This is a genomic window from Pleionea sp. WD8-19, from assembly GCF_055326765.1.
On sequence record NZ_JBUZOU010000021.1, the window covers coordinates 1 to 22780 of the forward strand.

Consider the following 22780-nt stretch of genomic DNA (forward strand, 5'->3'; position numbering starts at 1 on the left):
TACGTGGCGGATGTAGCCGGTAACCAGGCGTACAATGCTAACTATTATTTCCAAACGGCGATCAGTGTGGATAATCAAGTACCGGAAGTGGTCTCCGTAGTACCCGCTGATGGTGCGATGGATATTGGTCCGCATAGCGACGTAGTGATCACTTTCTCGGAGTCGCTTAACAGCAGCACCATTAATAACATTAATTTCGTGGCGCACACCAATGGCCAGGTGATCCGTCCGCAGGTGTATCATTCTTATGATGGACGCACTGTGACGCTGAGAGCACAGTGGCCAGCGGGTTCATTAATTTCAATCGTCATTACCGATGACGTACGTGATTTGGCGGGCAATGCTTTAGCCGATTACGTCAGTGTTTTCTCAACCGCCGTTGTGGATACGGATACATCACGACCCAGTGTGGTGCGCCAATATCCGGTGAACGGCGCCAGTAATGTGGCCGCGAACAGTCGCATTACTTTGTATCTGAACGAGCCAATGAATGCGGCAACTCTGGATGAGGCGTTCCATGTGTCACAAGACGGTGTGTTGATCGAGGGCAGTCTTGCGATCAGTGGTGCCGGTCGAGCCTTGGTGTTTACGCCGAGCGATGCGTTCTTACCAGGCAGTTTGATCCAAGTGTATCTGGAAAGTCTGGCACAGGATGACTCAGGCAATTCGGTGAACAGCTACCAGGGCAGTTTCCGAGTAGGTACGGGCGATCGATTAGGGGTGCGTCCAGCTCCTGCCGCTTATAATCCGACGGCGAACGCTCAGAACACTCCAATCAATCCGAGTATTGAAGTCGCTTATAACCAAAGTTTGAATGCCGATAACCTAGCGCAGCAGGTGTTTTTATACCAAACCAATGGTGGGGGTAATGTTCCCGGTACTGTGGAGCTGGAAGAAAATAACCGTTTGTTGCGTTTTGTTCCTGATAGCCCCTTACTGCCGAACACCCGTTATCAGCTTCAGCTCAGAAGTCAGATCACCGACAACGAGGGTGAAACACAGGGAGGCTACCGTTATTTGTATTTCACGACAGGAGCTTCGGAGCTGAGTGATGACCAATCGCCACAAGTGTTAGCGATGAGCCCTCCGGATGGCACCACAGAAGTCAGTTTGAATCCGCGGTATCATGTGCGTTTTGACGAAGTCATCAATAAGTTGAGTTTTACTCATACGCAAGCGGAAGTGCAATTTGCGGCCGGAGGGCAGGAACTGCTGTACACACCGCACGCGCCACTGGCTGAGAACAGCAGCATTACCGAAACCTTAACGGGCATCGAAGATGTCGCAGGTAATCTGATCACCGACTACAGCACTCACTTTGAAACGGCAGGAGAGCCAGATGTCGAGCGGCCAGGCGTGCGTTCTGTATTGCCGGGCAGTAATCAGACCGTGCCGGTCAATACACTGATACGTGTGGATATGCAGGAGCCGCTGGATCCTTTAAGTGTTGGCTCAGGCAGTATCACGGTACAGGACACCAACAACAACTGGGCCGCGGTAGCAGGGCAGGTCAGCTTAATGGCTGATGGTCGTACTCTGTTCTGGGTTGCGGACGATGGTTTGTTACCGGGCCGACGTTATTACCTGCAAATTAGTGGGCTCTATGATCTGGCCGGTAATGCGGCATCGAGTCGAGCTCACTACTTTAACACCGCATTGGAAACCGATAGTGAAGCACCGCAAATTGAAACCACGTCTGTAACCGATGGTCAGGTTGAAGTACCGACCAACGCTCGTATTCGAGTGCGCTTTAATGAGCCGGTGGATCCGATGACTCTGGCGCAAGTGGTATTGCAGGTTAATGGTCAGCCACTTGAGGTTAAACGGGTGATGAGTGAGGGTAACCGCTTGTTGAACCTGATCCCAAAACAACTGTTGCCAGCGCAATCTCAAGTTGAATTGCAGGTGGCAGGCGTCAGCGATCTGGCCGGCAATAGCTTGGCGGTGCCACTATTACTGACGTTTACCACTGAAGTTGGTGTGGATGTGCGAGTACCTGGAGTTGTCAGCTACTCACCGACGGACAATCAAAGAGATGTAGCGCGTAATTCACTGGTTGAAATGCGTTTTAATGAACGGCTTGATCCGGTAAGTCTGACGAACGATTCTTTCTACTTGTATTCGCAAACCGAAGGTCGACGGATCGACGCAACAGTTACGTTAAGTGAAGCCGGCTCGCGAGTGACGTTAACCCCGGCAGAGCCGTTACCGGCGGGCCACCACTTCCGAGTGCTTGTGGGTTATGGCAATGGTTTGTACGACTTATCTGGAAATGTATTGTCGCGGACGAATCGATACTTCTACACTGGCAACGATACCGATAGTCAAGCTCCAGTAGTGATTACTCATAACTTGATTGGTGAGAATACAAATGTACCCATTAATGCATCTGTTCGTATACGGTTCAATGAACGATTAAATGCGGTGTGTGTGAATGAGTCATCGGTTACTCTTTACCGTGGCGGTGTTAAAGTTAATGGCTCAGTAGTGCTGTCTAGTCTTCAAAAGATAATTTTTACGCCTTCCACCAATTTAGATCCCGACACGAGCTTTCAATTAAGACTCACTAATATTTGCGACTATTCTAGCAATAAGCTGGAAAACTTTACTCTTGATTTTACTACCGGGGCATTGGCAGATACTGTTCGACCAACTCTTGTTTCCATTGATCCTGCACATACCTCAACTGATATCGAGGTTACATCAAAAATAGTGTTAGCCTTTGATGAAGTGCTTGACCCAGTTTACGTGCTTGATGAAATTGAGAATAATGGTATCCGTATTTACACAAGCAATAATTTAACGGGCAGTTGGGAGGTAATTGGAAACCAGATTGAATTTACGCCTGCCAATCCATTACCTTTTAATACACGAATTAATGTATTCTTTAATCGTGTAAGCGATCGAGTCGGTAATCGTAGTTGGAGTGCTTCCAGGTACTTTTTTACTCGAACTAATTAGGTGAAGCTAAATTATGAAAATTAAACTTTTTTCGAGCATAATCGTTATTTTGGTTTTATTGTTAGCTTTTGGATTTTATTTGTCAGATCAAGATCAGTCTCAAGAAAGTAAGACGTCTAAAACATCGTTGACTGAAAGTAAAATGACTGAAAAGCAAGGCGCTTTAATTATGGACCCCAAAGCGCCACCTACAAGTAAAGAAGAGATAGCAAAACATAACGCTAACTTGGAACTGACCTTTAATGACTCCTTAATTGAGCAGGTGGAGAAAGACGCGCAACAGTTGATTGAATTGTACAATCAAAATTTGACTGATCGGGTAATGCGAAAGCAAATAGAGCAGAAGAAAAAGTTATTGATTGAAGACTATAAGAAGGAAGTTTTACTTAAAATTAAAAAAGAAAATGCCATTGCATCGTTGAAAAATTGATCTTTGGCGTATTTATAAGTGAAACTGTTTAATAAATTGTAAAAAGAGTATAACGATTAGAGACAAAATTTAACATAAAAATCGGAGTGCAAAGCCGCATTATGAATTTAACTAAGATCTTTCATTGGTTAATCTTTGCGGCTTTTTTTTTGCTAGTTCTTATCGTTGTTTTTATGGATGCCATTCCTCAAGACCAAAATTATCATAATTTTGCTGACCAAAATGCCTACTTGTTGGTACCTAACTTTTTCAATGTTGTATCAAATTTACCTTTTTTAGCCGTTGGAATATTAGGTGTTTGGTATTTAAGTCGACTAAAGGGTAGTAAGTTAATCTCGGAATTGAAATGGCTTTATTTAGGAATTTATGTAGGCGCCTGTTTGATTGCTATCGGCTCTGGTTATTACCACTTGGCTCCAAGTAATGAAACGTTGTTATGGGACCGTTTGCCGATGACGATAAGCTTTATGGCTTTTTTTGCGGTAGTGATAGGAGAGCATATATCAATACAGCTTGGAAGAACGTTCTTTTTTCCTATGTTGCTTATCGGTGCTGGAAGTGTTTTGTACTGGTATTGGACAGAAACTCAGTTTAGAGGTGATCTACGGACCTATCTACTCGTGCAGTTTCTACCTATGTTGATTACGCCATTTGTTTTATGGTTTTACAAATCACCTTTTGATAGTCACCGTGGTTTTTGGTGGTTGCTGTTTTGGTATTTAATTGCAAAAATATTTGAGTACTTTGATGTGTTCGTTTATGAGTTAACAAGATTTCTTTCTGGGCACACTTTAAAGCACTTGTTTGCCGCATTAGCGCTTTATGTTTTACTGACTCATATTTTAAAGCGAAGGAGAGTCTAGCGCTAGGATAAATAATCTCGACTGAAACTCTCAAGCGATGGAAGAAATTATGAGCTTAACTTCACACAATGAACAAAAATAAAATTACTCGCTTTGATGTAAGGATTTATACTCTGAAGGAACTAAGCCATAATAGGCTTTAAAGCACTTGGTAAAATAATCTTGCGATGAAAAGCCAACATCAAACGCCACTTCTTTGATATGCGAGCCTTTTAATAATAAAGTAGCTCCCTGCTGTAAGCGATAGGTTCTAATGTAATCTGAAACAGATTGCTCAAGCAGCGCCTTTATTTTTCTTTGAAGCTGGCGTTCAGACATGTTGAGTTTGTCAGCTAAAATAGTTGTATTTAGATCGGAGTTTGCGTAAAGGGATGCCACTTGAGATTTAAAGCTGTCAAGAAATTGCTCATCTTTTGACTGGACACCTTCCAGCTTTTCTTGATGCTCCTGATTCAATGTATTGCTCATTCGTTGGCTTAATATTTTGCGAATATTGAGTATATTAACGCATCGTATAAGGAGCTCTTGACTATCGAATGGTTTCTGCAAAAAGTCGTCAATATCAGACTTCCATGCTTTTAATCGAGTTGACCGGTCATTTTTAGCGGTAAGCATGATAATCGGTATGTGAGAAGTCTTTATGTCGTTACGTAACACTTCTGCGACTTCTAAACCCGACTTTAAAGGCATCATAAGGTCCGTGATGATGATATCCGGTACATTATTCAACGCTTTTTCGATGCCATCGGTACCATTGTTCGCAAACTGACACTGAAAGTGAGAGTGAATGGCTTGAGCAATGTAGTTTTGTATATCAATATGATCTTCAATAATGAGTGCCGTGGGTTTAGAAGAATCTACGCTATTTTCCGGTGATATTTCTTCCCAATGGTTCGCCTCGTTCATCTTAAGAATATCCAGCTCTTGTTCTAGAGTATAACTGTTGTTTAGTGGGCTGTGCTCTTTTATCGTATGATTACTAGAGCGGGTGCATAGTGGAAAGCAAACAATAAACTCAGAACCATTTTCAATTTCACTGTTTAATGAAATAGAGCCTTGGAATCGCTCGACAAGTTCTTTAACCAGCGCTAATCCAATGCCTGCTCCTGGTATTCTTTCTTGCTCGTGGTTGTCAACTCTATAGAATCGCTCAAAAACTTTTTCTTGATCCGTGGGTTTAATGCCAACACCAGAGTCCTTCACGATAATTTGAATCGTATCTTGGCGCTTACGGCATTCGAGTGAAATTTTTCCGCCCAAAGGGGTATATTTGATGGCATTGGAAAGTAAGTTAATCAATATTTTTTCGAAGGGTTCTGGTGGTACGTTCGCGAACAACTCCTTCTCAGAATAAACGGATGTGGTAATTTCCTTTTCTTCAAATAGAGAGCTTAGGCTATTGAAAATGGAAACAGAATATTTTTCAATATCGATAACTTGAGTTTGGTTCTCCGGATCGATGTCGAGTCGTGAAAGGTCGATTAACTGGTCAACCATGCGCAATAATCGGTTGGTATTATAAAGAACCGGGCTTAGTATACTTTGAGTCAACTTTGATTTTGATTGGGCGATGTGTTGTTTTATCGGTCCTTGAATCAATGTTAACGGAGTCCGAAATTCGTGTGATACATTGGCAAATAATGTATTTTTTTTGTCTAAAAGAGATTTTACTACTTTTTGTTCATTAGCGAGTTCGATGGTTCGAGCAGCTACTGTTTTTTCTAATTCGATAGCACGCTCTTTAAGGACTTTCGTTCTATAAAAATAAATTGTGAGTAACGCAGAAATGGACAGAATGATATAGAGCAATTTTGCCCACCAAGTGAGCCAAAGGGGTGGAGGAATGTATATGGACAGTTCTTTTGTTGGTCCCCAATTATTTTCCGATTGACCTGCTCTAATTTGAAGCTTGTATTGTCCGGGTGATAAATTGGTGTAGGTTGCAAGTCGACGTTTATAGTCTGTTGAAACCCATTGATCGTTATATCCTAGTAATCGGTATTGATACTCATGATGTTTCGGTGTGACAAAGTCAAATCCTGTAAACTCAAAAGTTATAAGCTTTTTGTTATAGGGGAGTTCAATACGATTTTTATAGATTACCGACTGATTCAATGTGCTGGAAACAGGCTTGTTAAGGATGGTCAGCTTTGTAAACGCAGCATGGGGAAGTAAAAATTGAGACGAGATGTTTAAGGGATTGAAGTCGTTAATACCGTTATTGCCGGTGAAAACGATTCTTTCTTTTTCGATATTAAATGAACCACCGGAATAAAATTCGCTGCCTTGAAGTCCAAGGTGATGAGGAAACGAGTGAACGGTATTATTTTGAATTGAAAGCTTAAACAAGCCATTGGCTGTCGCTCCCCAAAAATTTTGTTGATGGTCCATCGCTAAGCTGAAAACGCTATTACTCGGTAACCCGTCTGTAACGCTATAAGAGGTGAATCGGTTTGAATGTTTATTAAAACGCACAAGTCCAAGCCCTGAAGTGGCTAACCATACGTCTTCTTTGCTCGAAATTAAATCGTAGATTGTTGCGTTTCGCTCTAAATCACTTTCCATATTAAAATTGATGAACGTCTTCGATCGAAGGTTCAGCATTCCTAAGCCACTATTGTCTGAGCCTAACCAAAGCGCTTGATCATCTATTGCTAACGAAAGTACAACATTGCTAGGCAATGAACTAGGGTTATTTGACTCATGAACAAAAGAATTGAAAGTTTGTTGTTCCGGTTCGAATAAGTGCAGTCCACCACCATCCGTTGCGAACCAAAGGTTTCCCTCTATGTCTTCTTCAATATCCATTACGTAATCGGGAATAGTGCCATGAGTTTCATTTGAGGAAAGGGTCTGAATGATATTTGATTCCGTTGATAATCGGTTAATTTTGCCATCGATTGTACCAATCCAAATGTTTTTACGACTGTCTTCAAACAGAGAAAGTACGCTGTTGTCGGAAATAGAAGAGTTATCTACAGTAAAGTGTTTACACTCGTAACCTTTGGTGATTTTGTGAAGTCCAGTATTTTCTCCACCTAACCAAAGCGCTCCAGAACGGTCGATAAGCGCTGTATAGATGCGATTATTCGATAAACAGTCTTTATTATAGGGTGAACTTTGATAGAGTCCGAAGTGTAAAGAGCGTAAGGAGAATCGATCAACTCCACTATCATAGGTACCTACCCAAAGGTTTTGATCGCGATCTTCAAATATTTTCGTAGTTAAATTAGAGGACAGACTATTGAGTTGATTATCTTGGTGATAATAGTGATGAAATTGTAGGTTGTTAATATTAAGGAAATCCAAACCATTTTTGGTGGCAATCCACAGTCGATTATTTGAGTCTTGATGAAGTGATTCAACTAAATTGTCGGCAATGGAGTTTCGATTGTAAGGTTCGTGAAAAAAACGTTGGGTCACTTCGTGCTTATCTGAAAGCAAATATAAACCATGATAAGTTCCGATAAAAACTTCACCTGTCTTTAGAGGCGAAATAGAAGACACAATGTTGGAATTGCTGTCACCACTATTCGAAGAATTCATGGTGACTTTTCTGAAAGTGGAATTAGGTTCTTTAATGTAAAGCCCTTTGTTGGTACCAATATAAATAGTATTCAAATGCGTTTCGATAGACGTAATTTTATGAAAGGGAGCGAGAGAGTTTGATGATGGGTTTTCCAGTTGAATTGGGGCAAACGTTGAACGCTCGATATTAAACTCAACAAGTCCGAAGTTTAAAGTGCCTAACCATAGGGTATTTTGAGAAACCTGATGAATGACCGATATGTTAAAAGGAGAGTTGAAGCTGAAATGAGATTTATCGATGCCAATGCGTTTGAAACTGTCCAGTTCTGGAAGGTAACGGTTTAACCCATTGTCTGTACCGATCCAAATCCGCGCTCGATCATCAATAAAAATAGACTTTACTTTACTGCTCGATAGAGACTGTTCATTTTTAAGCTGTGAATAGTAGGATTTGATTTCGTGACCATCATATCGATTCAGTCCGTCATCGGTAGCAATCCAAACAAACCCTAAATCGTCTTGGACGATACCATAGACTGAGTTATTGGATAAGCCGTCATCGGTTGATAAATGTATAACGTGAGTGAAGGCTTCATTAGCAAGAGCCAGAGAGGTGGAAACCAGTAATAAAATGATCGAACATTGGTTAAAGAATCGAATCATGGCCTTCTGAGTCTGGGGAACAAACGACGTCCATTGTCCCAGACTCAGAATGAAAGTTTCAAGCGTTAGTTAATATTCCCAGTCGAACTGGTTTTGCGAGGGCGGCCGCTTCCTCCGTCATCGTTGCACATAATTCTTGCACCAGTAATTTTAAGTGTTGCGAACATTTCATCACCTTGTTCGTGGAATTCCACTTCTTCACTGAGATCTAACAATCGATACCCTTGATGTTGACACACGTTGTAACCATTCGTATCAAAGTTGATTTTTTCTTTATGCTTGTTTTCGTTTGGAGAACAGTAAGGACGAGGGCCGCCCGTAACAGGAAATGAGTTTTCAGGGCATTCGGGATTCGAATGTGTGCCTTGAGAATCTTGGCACACAATAGTTGTCGTATCACCCGAAATTAATTCTTTGAATCCATCGTGACGATTGCACACTTGAAATCCACTCATATCAATGCTGGGGTGATTTCCTGCGGTGCTACAATAACTTCGAGTGGTAAACCCTGAAACAAACTCTGTTCCTTCTGGACACCACTGCTCTTTCTTGTGACAGCTTAGAAACATGAGCCTGTTACCATCAGTATCCATTCCATTAGTGCAGTATTCAACATAGCTTATATCATTGTTGCAGATGAGCGTTTTGGTACCGTCAAAGTTGTTTCTTAGTTCTCGGGCGCCACCTTTTGTTGAGCACATTGAATTGCCGTGAATATCTTCGTCCATAGTTTCCGTTGTATTTTGTGTTTGAGAGTATGCGCAGAAATTTTGCACAGTTAATCCGTAAATGATCTCGGACGAGTTTGGACAATTAAAGTCACTTACTACGGGTTTCTCTGACCATTCATAGTATTTATTCGGGTCTTTATTTGGTGAACTATCGTATTCCGGTGAAAGGGCATATTTAGTTTCTCCTGTAGAGACAATATCGTCGTTACAATAGAGCGTTTTGCTTCGATCGGCTCGGGTAAAGATATTGAAGAAGCCTCCACGGTTTTCGCATCGATCTTGACCTAATACATCGATAGAGTCACCAGTAAAGGTGCAATAGAAGTTGGTGGAAAAACCGTAAACGCGTTCACTCCCGGTTGGGCAACCTGCGAGTGCAGAAGCATTGACCATCGTGTCGATGGTATTTTCAGAAATTGACTCGTTATAGACACGCACATCACTTAACATACCGTTTACCGGGTAATCCGCTGAATTGCTCCAAGGATAAATTTCACTGCCAATATAGAGGGGCGATTTGACATTATCGACGATGGACGTTGCTGCATACGCTTCATTGTCGAGTTTTCCGTTAATATACAGCTTTAACCAAGTTCCATCGAAAGTAGCTGCGACGTGAAACCAGGTTTTACCGTCTGTAGGGTATTTGAAGTTTGACGCCACGCTTGTTGAAGTATCATTGTTCAGCATGAGCCGAACGTATCCATTTTCGGAAAGGTACATCAGGTATCCACTGTGGGTATCGTAGGATTTTACAATCAGTCCTTGGTAGGCGCGTTTATTCGTTTTAACCCAAGCCATTAATGTTAGCTGCTCATTGTTTGTTAGTGGTGCAAAATCGGGAATGTGAGGTAGGCCCGTTTTTGAACTGGCGGAAGGCGTACAAAAAGGAAACGACGTTGAGTCATTAAGTTCATCGCAAAGTTGAGTGTGAATTGACGATGCGATAGCTGCATTGAATGATAGGAGTACCATTAAGCTGCGTATTATATTTTTAACTTTAAAAGTAAAGCCATTAATTAGAAACATACTCAGTCGCCTTTCTTTTTACCATCTCATTTTTAAATGTGCATCGCTGTTTGTTCAACGAACTGTAACATGAGCCACCCTTACAAGCTCAGTGAGAACGATGTAAATATTACACGTTTTCATTTTCTTTCTGAGCTCGATAGCCTATGCGCAATGCGCTCCTTTACGTTATTAATGGTAACGTTCCAAGATAAAAAAATCATTCTGTAGCCCCAAAAAACATCGTTAAAAACCCTATTAAAAACAATTGGATAGGATTGGTGTCGCTGAGTTACGATAGTTTGTCGCTGAATTATGAATTGAAAATTCCGTGTTGTTTTAAGGTAGGTCAAACGCAGTAAAGTGGAACACGCGAAGTTAAAGTAAGCCTTCTGTTTTATCAATGCGAAACACAAAGTCGGTTCACTCGGTACTCAAGCTTGAATGAAGTTTATCCACCTTATTGTGAGTCATCATCAGCGGTGTTTTTACTCAGGAGTAGTCTAAATGATGTTTGAACGAATTTTTATGCGACTTTTAGTGGCTGGCGCAGCCCTGTTTTTGGGCGCTTGTGGTGGTTCAGGCAACAGTGCTGATGCCAATCGGCAACCCATAGCAAATGCGGGTATCGATATTTCTGTTATTGAAAGTATTGTTGTTGAGTTAGACGGTTCGCAATCTTCCGACTCAGATGGTCAAATTGTGAACTACGAGTGGGCTCAAACCAGTGGCGTGGCTGTTCAGCTCAATAGGGTTCACGCATCGAAAGTGAACTTTACTGCTCCAATGACGACCACAGAAATCACTTTGACGTTTAAGTTGACCGTTACGGATGATAAAGGAGCGACATCATCAGATACCTTAGTAGCTACTATTCTTCCGATTAATTCCCCACCACTGACATTCATCGATGGTTTAACAGAAGCATCGGAAAAAACAGAAATTCAACTGGATGGATCTCAATCCTTTGATACGGATGGAACGATCGAACATTATTTTTGGGAACAACTGGAGGGGCCAACTGTGGAGTTGCAAGCCATAAACGCTTCAGCAATACAGATAACACTCCCCGACGTTGATAGTGATACTCAGCTCTTGTTCCAATTGACAACAACAGACAATGAACAAGCGTCAAGTTCCGAAACCATGAGTGTTACCGTAAAAGACATCACTTTGGCACTTCCTCTGCTTTCTATGGAGCGTTTGTCAGCTCCTGGTCGATTACAGCTCCGTTGGCAAAATGATCCTAATGCAACTCACTACAACCTTTACTCTGCTAAATCACATAATGTGAGCCCTGACAATTATTCAGAGTTAGAAGGGGGGCAGAAGATTGAGCGTGTAGTATCACCTTTGGTTTTACCGGCAGCACTCAATGACTATCAGGAAACTTATTTCATCCTTGAAGCGGTAAACAATGACGGCACTGAAGTGAGCGAAGTAATGTCACCGCGTTTCGATAGGGTTATTTCTGCTCGTTTTCAATCCTGCGGCGTGAATGAAAGCGGGGTAGCTTGCTGGCGTTCAAGAGCGTTAGGTCAAGCGCGACAAACACCTTCCCTGTCCAATGTTTCGTCTGTCAAAGTTAGAGATGAGATGGTGTGCGCTATTGCTGATGGCGAAGTGCATTGTTTTGGTAATGGAATCTACATTGAAAATAACGAAGCACGTTCAATGGAAGACGTCCCTGAGTTATCCGATCCCCAGTCCATTGAACTCGGAAATCAACACGCATGTGTTGTTGATGGAGGAGAACTGGTCTGTTGGGGAAGTTCTGAAGATGGAAGGAGCACACCTCCGGAAGGTATTGTTAGTCCTTCACAAATTGCTGCTGGGTATGATCATACGTGTGCGTTATCGGGTAGTCGTGTTGAATGTTGGGGGAATAATCAGCACGGTCAGAGTGATGCTCCGAATGTTCAAAATGTTGAAAAAATAGGTTCAGGAAAAAGGTTTTCGTGTGCATTTAATAGCGACGGTGTTTTTTGTTGGGGAAACAATCAAAAAGGACAACTGAATGTACCGACTAACATCGGTTCTATTCAAGACTTAATTGTTGGAGAGGCGCACGCTTGTGCTTTGGATAATGGACAAGTGAAATGTTGGGGCGATAACAAAAATGGGCAACTTAATATTCCAGAACTGAACCAACCTACCGAGTTACGGTTAGACGGATATTTTAGAACCTGTGCCAAGGATGATGGCGCGTTTGTATGTTGGGGTTCCATTCCGTATTACCCTGAAACGGAAATTGATTTATCGGGCGCGGAAAAAATTGTTTCGAGTAACACGTTTAATTGTGCGCTTATCAATGAAAAGGTGCGTTGTTGGGATAGTTTAGGGAGTGAGCTCGATTCCACGCCCGACCTAAATAATGTCACTGACTTAGTGGCAGGCACTTCTTTTATGTGTGCCATAAGCAACCAATCGCTTACTTGTTGGCAAAAAGCGGCTCTCTGGCCGCATGTTCCACAATTGAATAACGTAATCGATATTGAGGTGAGTGGCTATACGGCGTGCGTTAAAACATCAAGTGAACTGGCTTGTTATAGCGCCGATTATCGAAAGGATAAATTTACAGTTCCTGTTACCAATCCAACAAATGTCACAAATTATTCTTTGGGTGAGTCCGCCTTATCTCGTCCATCGGTGTGTGTGATTGAAAATGGCGAAGTGAACTGTTGGGAGGAAGATTTTTTTACAGGGGAATGGATTGAACTGTCGGTACCGGAATTTTTAAACCCCACCCAAGTTCGTATAGGAAATAGAGAAGCTTGTGTAATGGACGAGTTAGGTGTGCATTGTTGGAACCTTGGTGAGCACATTAGTAAACGAACATTGGATGACACCATAGGCAGTACACAACTCATTTCCGGTTTACAACACTTTTGCGTTTTGCTCAGTGATAACTCACTAAAGTGTTGGGGTAATGAATTTTCTACAGATGGACAATTGGAAGCACTTCCTTTTGAAAATCCAACTTTGCTTACCGCTAACGATTATTCCAATTGTGTTAAAAGTGCATCAGGTTTTCTTTGTTGGGGTAGGGGGTTTTATAACAGCTATGGATGGCGCTCTATTCCTAAGTGAAGATAAATGGAGGTGGGTGGAATGGTGACGGTGCTACTGCAATTTGTAGCTAGGTTAATGTCAATCGAAAATTTAAAAGTGGTGACGACAAATGAAAATTAAAAAAGAGATTTTAATTTACTTGGTAGCGAGTCTAACTTTCTCGCAAGCAATTGTTTCTGGAACACTTGAAGAAAATAGGCTCTTTCTACATCAGCAGAGCTCTAATTACAACCGTATTACAACATTAAATGATTCTAAGGGAACAATTGTTCGACCAAAGCAGTCATACGATGAGAGCGCGTCTAAAGAGTTTATGGCTAATATTCGAGAGCTGCGTTCTAGAAATCAAAGCCAGAAAATAATTCTCTTTGGTAGCGACCTAGAAAAACTCCCGCCAGTTAAATCCGATAATATTTCTTATTCAGAACATAATGATAACCCGTGGCGACTAGACAGTTATCCTCCCGGAGAGTACGAGATTCGAGAACCTTCAGGTCAAGTTTATACAGTGAAATTAGAAAGTTTGAACGGAAAAACTAGAATTGTTTCCCATGAAGGTGAAGTATACCCGTTTTCAAGAGTAGAGATTCGAAATGATGCTAAAGCACTATTAAACTGGAAAGTGAGCAATCCGATGCTTGCAATTAAAGATCATGAAGGAAAAGTAAACTTAAGCCCCGATGATGCAGGACATATTTTACGCTCAGCCGATGGTGGTGGTTTTCATGCATTTAATGGATTTAGTCAAGACGCCTTTTACAATGAGTTCGGGCCATGGCGTCAGTGGGAACGAAATCTTAAAGCGATGCTCAATGGACTTCGGAATAGCTCCAAATCTTTATATGTAAAGCGTCAATTTGAATATTCTAATTATTTTAAGCGCCCAGATAAAATTAACCTTGAAGTTAAAGCTTCAGATGCCATTGTTTTTGAACTCAGTAACTCGATAGATAATCCAGAGATTAGCGATGAAACCAAGGAAATGAGTCGGATTAACCACGTTATAAATCGAGCAGATTTAAAAACCATATTAGAAGCTCGACCTCCTTTCAGTCTGGGAACATTTACACAATCAGCTCCTCGAGCGACAATCTACAATATGACCAAAAATGAAGCGCTTCATGAGATGGCAAAAATTCGAGAAATGATAGGAATCTCAGATATCTCACTTTTTAACTCGCCATTAGAAAGCGATGGAAAATACTATATTTTTGTGGATGCGGTTACGCCAGATAGAAATTATAGGAAGGAATTTTTTGACTTTGTAAAGGGAAGTGGAATCGAGGTTTACTTTAATGATGGTATTTTTGATTCGTCTGGAAGATTAATTGTAAAAGGAAGGAATGCAACTATTAATAAAGAAATTGAAAGCAAATTAACTGAGCTTTCAAAGTATAATGTTAGCTTTTTTAATGAAAAAATGCCTAAAGACACATATAGTAAACTTAATAAGTACTATAAGGAATTAGTTGAATTTCGAGCTTATACACAATCATTTATAAGCAATTCTTACGACTTCATTGGCCTTTGGAAAGAAAATTTTAGAACGTTTTTGGAGGGAGCAGTTCGAGAAAATATACTTGATTTTGAGGTTGCTAAGGGTCTGTTTTTTTCAGCGGGTTTCATTTGTGCTAATGCATCAAGATCGATGGTGAAGCTATCAAGTGAATCTGCATTATCGAAGTTTAAGTCCTCTCGAGCTGATGCGCGAAATTTAAAATCAGAATCATGTGAGCTGAATATTGGGAAAGAGTCTGATGAAGAATACGTTAAACGAATTAAAAAAGAAGTAGAAATAATCAACTCAAAAGCATTAGGGGTAGAAGTAGCTCTACATGCTATTTCTGACCTGGAAACAATGCAGAAAAAAATATCAAAGGAAGTGAAAAAATATGGTGAAGATTATGAGTTGGTTGCTAATAGTGAGACTTTTGACTCCTCCTCTAACGAGTTTACGGCAAGCCTGGTAAATAAAGAAAACGAAAGCGAAAAAGAAATAAAAATCTCAATCTCAAAAGATGAGCTGATGACTCCAACGATCATTGAAGAAGCAAAACATGTTATTGGAAAATCAAGGAAAGAAGGTACCGGGGTAGGAAGTGCTGCGTTTCTTGCGTACGGCACAATTATGGGAATTAATGGTGCGGTAGAGCAGTTTAAAAAAGGCGATATTGGTAATGGCACCATATCGATCGCTCAAAGTGTTCATGGCATTTTGTCGAGCTCTGAGAATTACAACACTTTAACTAAAAAAGCTTATAAGTCTGCAGCACGCGGATTATCAAAAATATTTTCGCAATCGACTACGGAAGCCGAACAAGCAGCTAGCATGCTGAGTTCGGAAGTGAGTTCTAAAGTCGCTTCCTTTGGTGAGGGTGCTGTAGAAGATATACCGGTAATTGGTACAGCTTTTGGCATATATAATATTACTCAGGATATAAAACAACATTCCGTTCAAGGGTACATTGATGAGGGGTTAGATGTTGCTATTACGGAACTGAGTATTGCTGCGGTCGCTTTTCCACCAATGGAAGCGGTTACTGCTGCACTTACTGCAATTCGAATGAGCTTTGATGGGTTTTACTTAGATATCAGCTCTGAATTAAAGTCACTTCCTAAAGATGCTTCTACAAGTCAAAAAGTAGGTGCTGTATTCAAGGGGTTAGGTGAGGGGATAGAAGACTTTTTTACATTTGGTGCTTTTGGTCAAGAAATTCGACTTAATAGAGCACATGAAAAATTGGAAAAACTACTAACTAGTTTAGAAAATCCAAATAATTACTTTAAAGTAAGCTGTGAAAAAAAGAATACGAGTGATAATGAATGTGCTAATGGATTAATTAACTTTTCTAGTGGTAGTGCATCATGGAATGGAGGAGATATACTCTTTAAACTCGGGCAAGACGGAAAGTCATTTGATGTTTCCTTTAATGTCATTGATAGTGATGGCTCAGAGAGATCAACTTCTGAGCATAGAATTCTAGACTTTGAGCTTAATAATATAATAATGGGTATAGGAGAGTCTCATCAAATAGTTACTAAGGAGCAGGAAGCTAAGTTTTTGTTTTGGACTATTGACTCTGAAAAGGTTATCGACCGGATCAGTAAAGACGATTCTTCTTCATCTCAAAAATACATTGGTAACGATCATAGTAACCAATTTATTGCTATTCAAGAACAACCTAAAGATCTTGATTATAAAATCAGTGAACTTCGATATGAGATCGATGGTCGAGCTGGTGATGATGTTTTTATCAACGGACCACAAAGTATATTTGTTACAGGAGGTCAAGGGCGAGATACTTATGTTGTTAATAAGACTACGCATGATTTAGTAATTAATAATTTTTCGAAGGATTTAGAAAACGATACACTTATATTTTCAAATCTAAATTTCTCTGAAATTTCTGGATGGCGTTCACGTCCAATGGATGATGATGATTTTCTTGCTCATCATGAATTGTTTAGTTCATCTAACTCCAGATTTAACCAACTGACAGAATGCGAAACTATGCCTTTTGATTTCGATTCTGAGATAGGTAATGACTTGGTATTAACTGGTAATGTTGTCGTTAAAAACTGGTTTCAGTCAACATGTTTTCAGCATATGACATTTCTGACTCAAGATAATGTGATTTTTAAGTTTGATGAAAATAATCCTGAATCTAAACCTATTCCTGAAAATATTCTTAGAGCTAGCGGTTGGTCACCACGGAAAATAGTCATTGGTGTAGACTTTACATCTTTTCAGCCTAGCAAAGGTAGTGACGGTGTTAGAATATCACTTTTAGAATTATTTGAACCTTCTCATCCGGAAGCAAAAAAAATCATCGGATCCAACTACGATGATATTTTAATTGGAAACTCTAATTGTAATTTTATTTCACCTGGTAAGGGGAAGGATATTATTAAAGGTGGTAATGGAGGTGATATCTATCAGCTGCAGTTATTAGATTATTTGACTGATGCTGATGGTTATGGTCAGAAAGTTATTAATAATTTTGCTGCTGATAAAGTAGTAGATACAATTACTATTGATATCGAATATGATGATTTAATTTCATATATTGATGGATTGGATTTGAAGCTTAGTGTATTTGGCGAAGATATTGTTCTTATTCAAAACTGGAAAAAAAGTCCTTTGTACAGGCATGTTAATGTTGTAAGTAAAGATGGTGTTGTATTTAACTTCAATCGGTTTGGAGAGAAACAAGTACTTAGTCGAAACTTCAGTGGCAGCAGGCATGGAGTCGAGTTTCACTCTGTTAAAGATGTTGAGCTAGTCAATCTATTTGGTTCTAATTATGGAGATAAACTATACGGAAATGATAACGATAATATTATCGTGTCTGGTGGTGTGGAAAATGCCGGCTTCGATTACTTGGTCGGTGGTAAAGGTAAGGATACTTATTTTGTTGATAAAGGAAAAGTACACATTGATAACTACTCAAATGAAGAAAAGTTAAAGAGTGATGAAGTATATTTGGCTTCAAACTATTCGGATTTGAGTGCTCACTTGTCAGGAAATCACCTTGTTTTAAGCGGACCGGTTCGACAAGATGAAGCAATCATTAACGATATTGAAGTAAGTGTGCTGAATTGGAGTTTAGGTAAAGCGTATCAACATTTGATCATTAGAACATTGGATGGTTTTCAGCTCGGCTTTAACAATGAAAATTTTACTTTAGAGCCTTGGGTGCTGAACTATGATTCACGAAAGTGTCGCTTATTTAAAAGTGCGGAAATGCCAATAAAGGTAGGCTTGGTATTAGATCGATTATCCGAACACTCTCAAACAGAGCAGTTTGAAAACCTAGAGAACAAATGCATCATTTACGATGCACAAAACTATGCTCCAAGTCTTCGAATTTATAAAGGTGCATCTGAAGCAAAGAATTTGATATCAGTTTCTAATGGTGTGAACAACCAAATCAGTGGTGGGAAATATGCTGATTTGTTGATAGGAGGAGACGGAGATGACACGATTAAAGGATTTAGTGGCAATGATATTCTTATTGGCTCGGTTGGACGAGATACAATCAATGGTGGCCTAGGAGATGACTATATTGATGCTGGCGATGGTGATGATTTTATAATTGGTTCGGCAGGTGCAGATACAATTGATGGAGGTAATGGGAAAGACACCTTGCTGTGTGAAATTCGTAAGAATATTGGGTGTACGGTAAACCTTCAAAGTCAATATATGTTGGTCGATAATTATACATCCGGTATTTCCAGTATTGAAAATGTGCAAGGTAGCGAATATTCCGATTTTTTGACGGGCGGTATGCAATCGGTACTCAGTGGTCGAGGCGGTAATGACATTCTAATAGCGATTTCCAGTGGAGACTACCTCATTGGTGGTGATGGAGAGGATACTTATGATCTTTCGAGTGCTACAGGTACTGTTTTCATCGATACGGCTTCAAAGGATAAAGTAACGGATATATTTAAACTTGGTGTTAGGAAAAGTGAGGTGGAGTTCGTTAAGCAAGGAAATAATTTTATTCTCAATGTATCGAGTCAAACTCCAGGCTATCTGGAAAAAGTTGTATTGATCGATTGGTACCTAGATCATAAACACGTCAATGCTGATGGCGAGCCGATTACTAAATTTAACTTTATAGATGGAGATTATAGGCCAACACATGAGAAAAAAGTTTGTTTGCAATTAAAAAATAATAGTGATCTTAAGTGTTATGAGCCTGGAATAGTAAATCTTACCGGAAAGGGCTATGAAGATTTAACGAGTATTGAGATTCCAGCAGGGTTACGTGTGGTTGTTTTTCAGGGAGAGTTTGAAGGCGATTATCTTATTTTAGACGACATTAGTGAATTACCTAATGATTGGCACGGCAGGGTGGTTTCTTTAATTATTGAAGAGCAAGCATTTTCAGAGCCGTATCTTTGTTTCTATGAAGATAAACAATTTATGGGTAAGCGAGACTGCTTTAGAGTGGTTGACGGCGGTGCTCATAAGATAAGCATTTCCCAAATAAAATCAGTCACAATGCCTTATCCATTGCTTGTAATGGTTGGGAGCGAACGTCAATATATCATTGGTAGTCAAGCGCATCTGCAAAGTACGATTTCAATGTCTTCCGTAGAGCAATCTAATGCATCTGCATTTATCTATGACCCATTGGTGAGTAAGAGAAAAGAGCTGCTTTCCACGCCACAAGCTATCATTAGCAAAGACCAACCTTTCTGTTTAGGAAAGCAAACGGATCCGAGTTTAGTAGAAAGTGTCGTTGGTTATGATTCTTGCTCCGCTTCGTTAGATCAATCATTCGTTTTTGAGCAAGTGGAAAGTACAATACATACTTATATAATTCGAAGTCAATCAAACCAGCAGTGCATCCAACATAATCACTTTAATGAGAAGCTAAGTGAAGCTTCGCTTATTGAGTGTAGCTTATTAGATGAAAGCCAACATTGGACATTAATTCCCGGTGAGCTCGGATATTTTAAGATAGTACCTACAGGCCGGTCTGAAAGTAATTTCTCATCATTGCAGTGGTTGATTACAGCAAGAGATGCAAACCTTCAAATAATGGATTCAAGCGGTTGGAAGCAAAACTGTGCTATTTTTAATGATGATAAAATTGATTGTTGGGGAAGTTATTTAGACTCGGGTTCAATTAACTTACCTTGGGGAGAAGAAGCTAAGTCAATCTCTATGAACCAAGATGGCTCTACTTGTATTCTAAAGATGGATAATACGGTTCTTTGCTTTGATTCAAATCAGACCGAAAGATCAAAGTGGCCCTCCGGACAAAAAGTTAAACAAATAGCACATTCGGGTGAACGTATTTGTACATTAGATTGGAGTAATTGGATTTCTTGTTACCATACACCTATAGAGTATTATGAAAACTTTGAAAGTGAGGAATTTGAGCCAGTGCTTACCAGTACGACTCTATCTATTGATGATTCAGTCGTAGAGAGTTCAAGAGATATTTTTGGGACAGAAAATGTATTATTTCATAAACAGTATGGTTGGGTTGTTGAAGGTGTATTTCAGGTAAGAGAGCCTAACGGAGCGGAATTTGTTTTAATTGATAAAGGCGATAGAATTGTTGCGTTTAGTCTTAGTTCTGAGGGGCAATATCAACTTTCTCACGAAATCGATTGCCAGAAATCGAACGAATTCAACTCAATCAGCTGCATTCGATATAACTACTTTACGACGTCTTATTTTACTAAAATTAGAGCGATAGATATTCAAGTAGAAGGAGATGATGTTTGTTATATCACCGAAGATTCATTACTTGAGTGTTATGACTACAAAAATATTGGGAATCACCATTATCGTAGTTTGCGATTCAATCAGAGGCGCTTCGAGACTAAAGATAATTCATTATACGTAAAAGAGTTTATGCTTTTTAGCGAGCATGAATGCGCTATATTGCTTGATGGAACTGGCTTATGTTGGGATCAAAATGGTGTTAGGCAAGTAGGACTTGTAAGTGACATTAGTAAGGGAGATGACTCGAATCAATGTTTCTTAAAACCTTCAGGAGAAATCAAATGTGATTCCTTTGCTGAACCACAATCTTCTGAAGTACCAACGGTTGCTCATGATCTTATCATGAATGATAAATATGGATGCTACGTCGATCATTTATATAAAATTAAGTGTTGGGGAGAATATGAAGAAAATGGCGGACATGAAAGTTTTATAATGCCTCCAGATAAAAAGGTTCGGCATACCGCATCCATGGTTTCGCCGGATTTTGGTAAAAAATTTGGTCCGGTTCTTGGAGACTCGGGAGAAGCAATAACAACTGGGTTAACTTGCCCGAGTTCAGTAATTGGTTTTAAGTTTAGACGTGACTACTCTTCGAGTGGGAAGGCTCCGACTTACCTTGAAATATCTCCAATTTGTTCAGGGAATATCTCGCCAGATTACATAGCAACAGTTAGTGCAAGTGAGCATGGTACTAGTATGCTTTGTCCTAAAAATATGTTTGCTACTGGTGTAGTTGGAGAGTTCAGTAATAGTAAAGTTAAAAATTTTGGTTTGTACTGTCAGGATTATGGAACGGTTAATTTTGCTCGTGTCACTGCTGAGTATAAAGCCGAAACTGAACCTATGATAAGTGAATGGTACTGCCCAGAGAATTATAAATTATCATCTATTAATACTCAGCAAGGTCACAGTTCAATACAACCAGAGTGTGTTAGTGTTGATTGGTCTGTAAGCGAGGACGAGTTAGAACCAAGTACAGAAATGATGACTCCAGTGTTCAATGATCAAAACAGTTGGTTTCAGGTTGGAGCTTTTACGTATGATTCATTGATGAATAAGACACTCGATTTAATCCTTGAAGGAAAATGTGGATTAAATCCGATAAGCTGTTGGTTAGTTATGAGCGCCTCTGGCAATGGTTTTGGACAATATTCTAATTGGAATCGAAGCATGTACAAGGGAGAGTATACAAGCCAGTTAGGTATTTTAAGCAGTGATGTCAATGGAGATGGGCTACAGGATATTGTTTACCGTGGAAAATGCAATTCACCTGGGGTCGATTGCTGGAGGACTCATATTTCCGACGGATACAAATTTGAAAGTGCAGAAAACTGGGGAATTCATAGCAGGTTTGGAAAAGAAACGTTAGCTTTCGGTTTAAGATCTGGGGATTTTGACGGTGATGGATACGGTGATATCACTTACCTTGGTCAATGTGAAAATAGAGATGATACTTGTTGGCGAGTTCATCGCTCAATGGGAAATAAGTTCGAACAGTCAACAGATTGGGGTGACGGAATATACCGTAGTAAAGACACTTTTAAGCTTGGTTTTCAGGTGGGTGATTTTAACGGTGACAAATTATCCGATATTGTTTATAGAGGTAAATGCGGAAGTCCAGGAGTAGAGTGTTGGAGGGTGCAACTGTCGACTGGAGACGAATTTCTAAGAGGTAAAAGTTGGGATGCTACAACGACTAATAGGAATTTAAGCGCTCAGACTTTTGAATATGGATTGTTGTCAGGTGATTTCAATGGAGATGGATTATCGGATATTTTATATCGAGGAACTTGCGAAGCCGGAGTACCTTGTTGGCGTGTTCATTTATCAACTGGAACTTCATTTACTGAAGGGCAGAATTGGGGTAGTGATCATGATGAAAACGAAACTACTAAGCGATTAGGGATGAAAGTTGGAGATTTTAACGGCGATGGATTTGATGACTTGATGTATCGTGGATTGTGTAAAGATTCTGCTTGTTGGAAAGTAGTAAGTTCAGATGGAAGTGGTTTTAATTCTATTGAATGAGATGTAATCAAGTAGCATGGCAGGTCAGATGGTCTGCCATGTTGCTTTCAAAATTAGCATTAATGATACCAAATTACGTAGTTGCTTACAAAAAATTTGAGTGCAATTGAGTTCTGCCTAAGCAAAAGCTTAATGGATGAATGCCTACATAATAAAAATGCGAGCTGGCATATGTTTGTTGCAATAAATAGCCTTCGAAGCACTCATAGTGTAATTCGCGATATCTACTATATCCAATGTCGAT

Annotated in this window: 7 protein-coding genes; 5 read left to right on the forward strand and 2 right to left on the reverse strand. The window is 40.0% G+C overall.

Annotation, left to right across the window (positions count from 1 at the left end):
* The 3 genes from ACTUJY_RS18625 to ACTUJY_RS18635 form a co-directional block, all read left to right on the forward strand.
* On the forward strand, nt 1-2961 hold a 2961-nt coding region (locus ACTUJY_RS18625; RefSeq protein ID WP_463617643.1), incomplete at its 5' end, for an Ig-like domain-containing domain.
* Between the two features lie 13 nt (nt 2962-2974).
* Nucleotides 2975-3391 carry a hypothetical protein gene (locus ACTUJY_RS18630; protein ID WP_463617644.1) on the forward strand — a complete coding sequence of 139 codons (417 nt, stop codon included), beginning with the start codon at nt 2975-2977 and terminating at the stop codon, nt 3389-3391.
* 101 nt (nt 3392-3492) lie between these two features.
* Nucleotides 3493-4254, forward strand: coding sequence for a ceramidase domain-containing protein (locus ACTUJY_RS18635; RefSeq protein WP_463617645.1), 762 nt, complete (start codon nt 3493-3495; stop codon nt 4252-4254).
* A gap of 84 nt (nt 4255-4338) precedes the next feature.
* Here ACTUJY_RS18635 and ACTUJY_RS18640 read toward each other — a convergent pair whose 3' ends face one another.
* Nucleotides 4339-8445, reverse strand: a complete 4107-nt coding sequence (locus ACTUJY_RS18640) for a hybrid sensor histidine kinase/response regulator transcription factor (protein WP_463617646.1) — start codon at nt 8443-8445, stop codon at nt 4339-4341.
* 65 nt (nt 8446-8510) lie between these two features.
* Nucleotides 8511-10205 (reverse strand): LamG domain-containing protein, encoded by a 1695-nt coding sequence (locus ACTUJY_RS18645; protein WP_463617647.1) that lies wholly within the window; start codon nt 10203-10205, stop codon nt 8511-8513.
* 486 nt (nt 10206-10691) lie between these two features.
* Here ACTUJY_RS18645 and ACTUJY_RS18650 point away from each other — a divergent pair, with 486 nt between their 5' ends.
* Nucleotides 10692-13274, forward strand: coding sequence for a PKD domain-containing protein (locus ACTUJY_RS18650; protein WP_463617648.1), 2583 nt, complete (start codon nt 10692-10694; stop codon nt 13272-13274).
* Between the two features lie 91 nt (nt 13275-13365).
* Entirely contained in the window at nt 13366-22536 is a 9171-nt protein-coding gene (locus tag ACTUJY_RS18655; RefSeq protein WP_463617649.1) for a hypothetical protein, read from the forward strand.
* The last annotated feature ends 244 nt before the right edge of the window (nt 22537-22780 follow it).

Bases quoted from the DNA above. Each gene is read 5' to 3' on its own strand.
- ACTUJY_RS18655 (WP_463617649.1), top strand. From the start codon at position 13,366: ATGAAAATTAAAAAAGAGATTTTAATTTACTTGGTAGCGAGTCTAACT.
- ACTUJY_RS18630 (WP_463617644.1), top strand. From the start codon at position 2,975: ATGAAAATTAAACTTTTTTCGAGCATAATCGTTATTTTGGTTTTATTG.
- ACTUJY_RS18645 (WP_463617647.1), bottom strand. From the start codon at position 10,205: ATGTTTCTAATTAATGGCTTTACTTTTAAAGTTAAAAATATAATACGC.
- ACTUJY_RS18640 (WP_463617646.1), bottom strand. From the start codon at position 8,445: ATGATTCGATTCTTTAACCAATGTTCGATCATTTTATTACTGGTTTCC.
- ACTUJY_RS18635 (WP_463617645.1), top strand. From the start codon at position 3,493: ATGAATTTAACTAAGATCTTTCATTGGTTAATCTTTGCGGCTTTTTTT.
- ACTUJY_RS18650 (WP_463617648.1), top strand. From the start codon at position 10,692: ATGATGTTTGAACGAATTTTTATGCGACTTTTAGTGGCTGGCGCAGCC.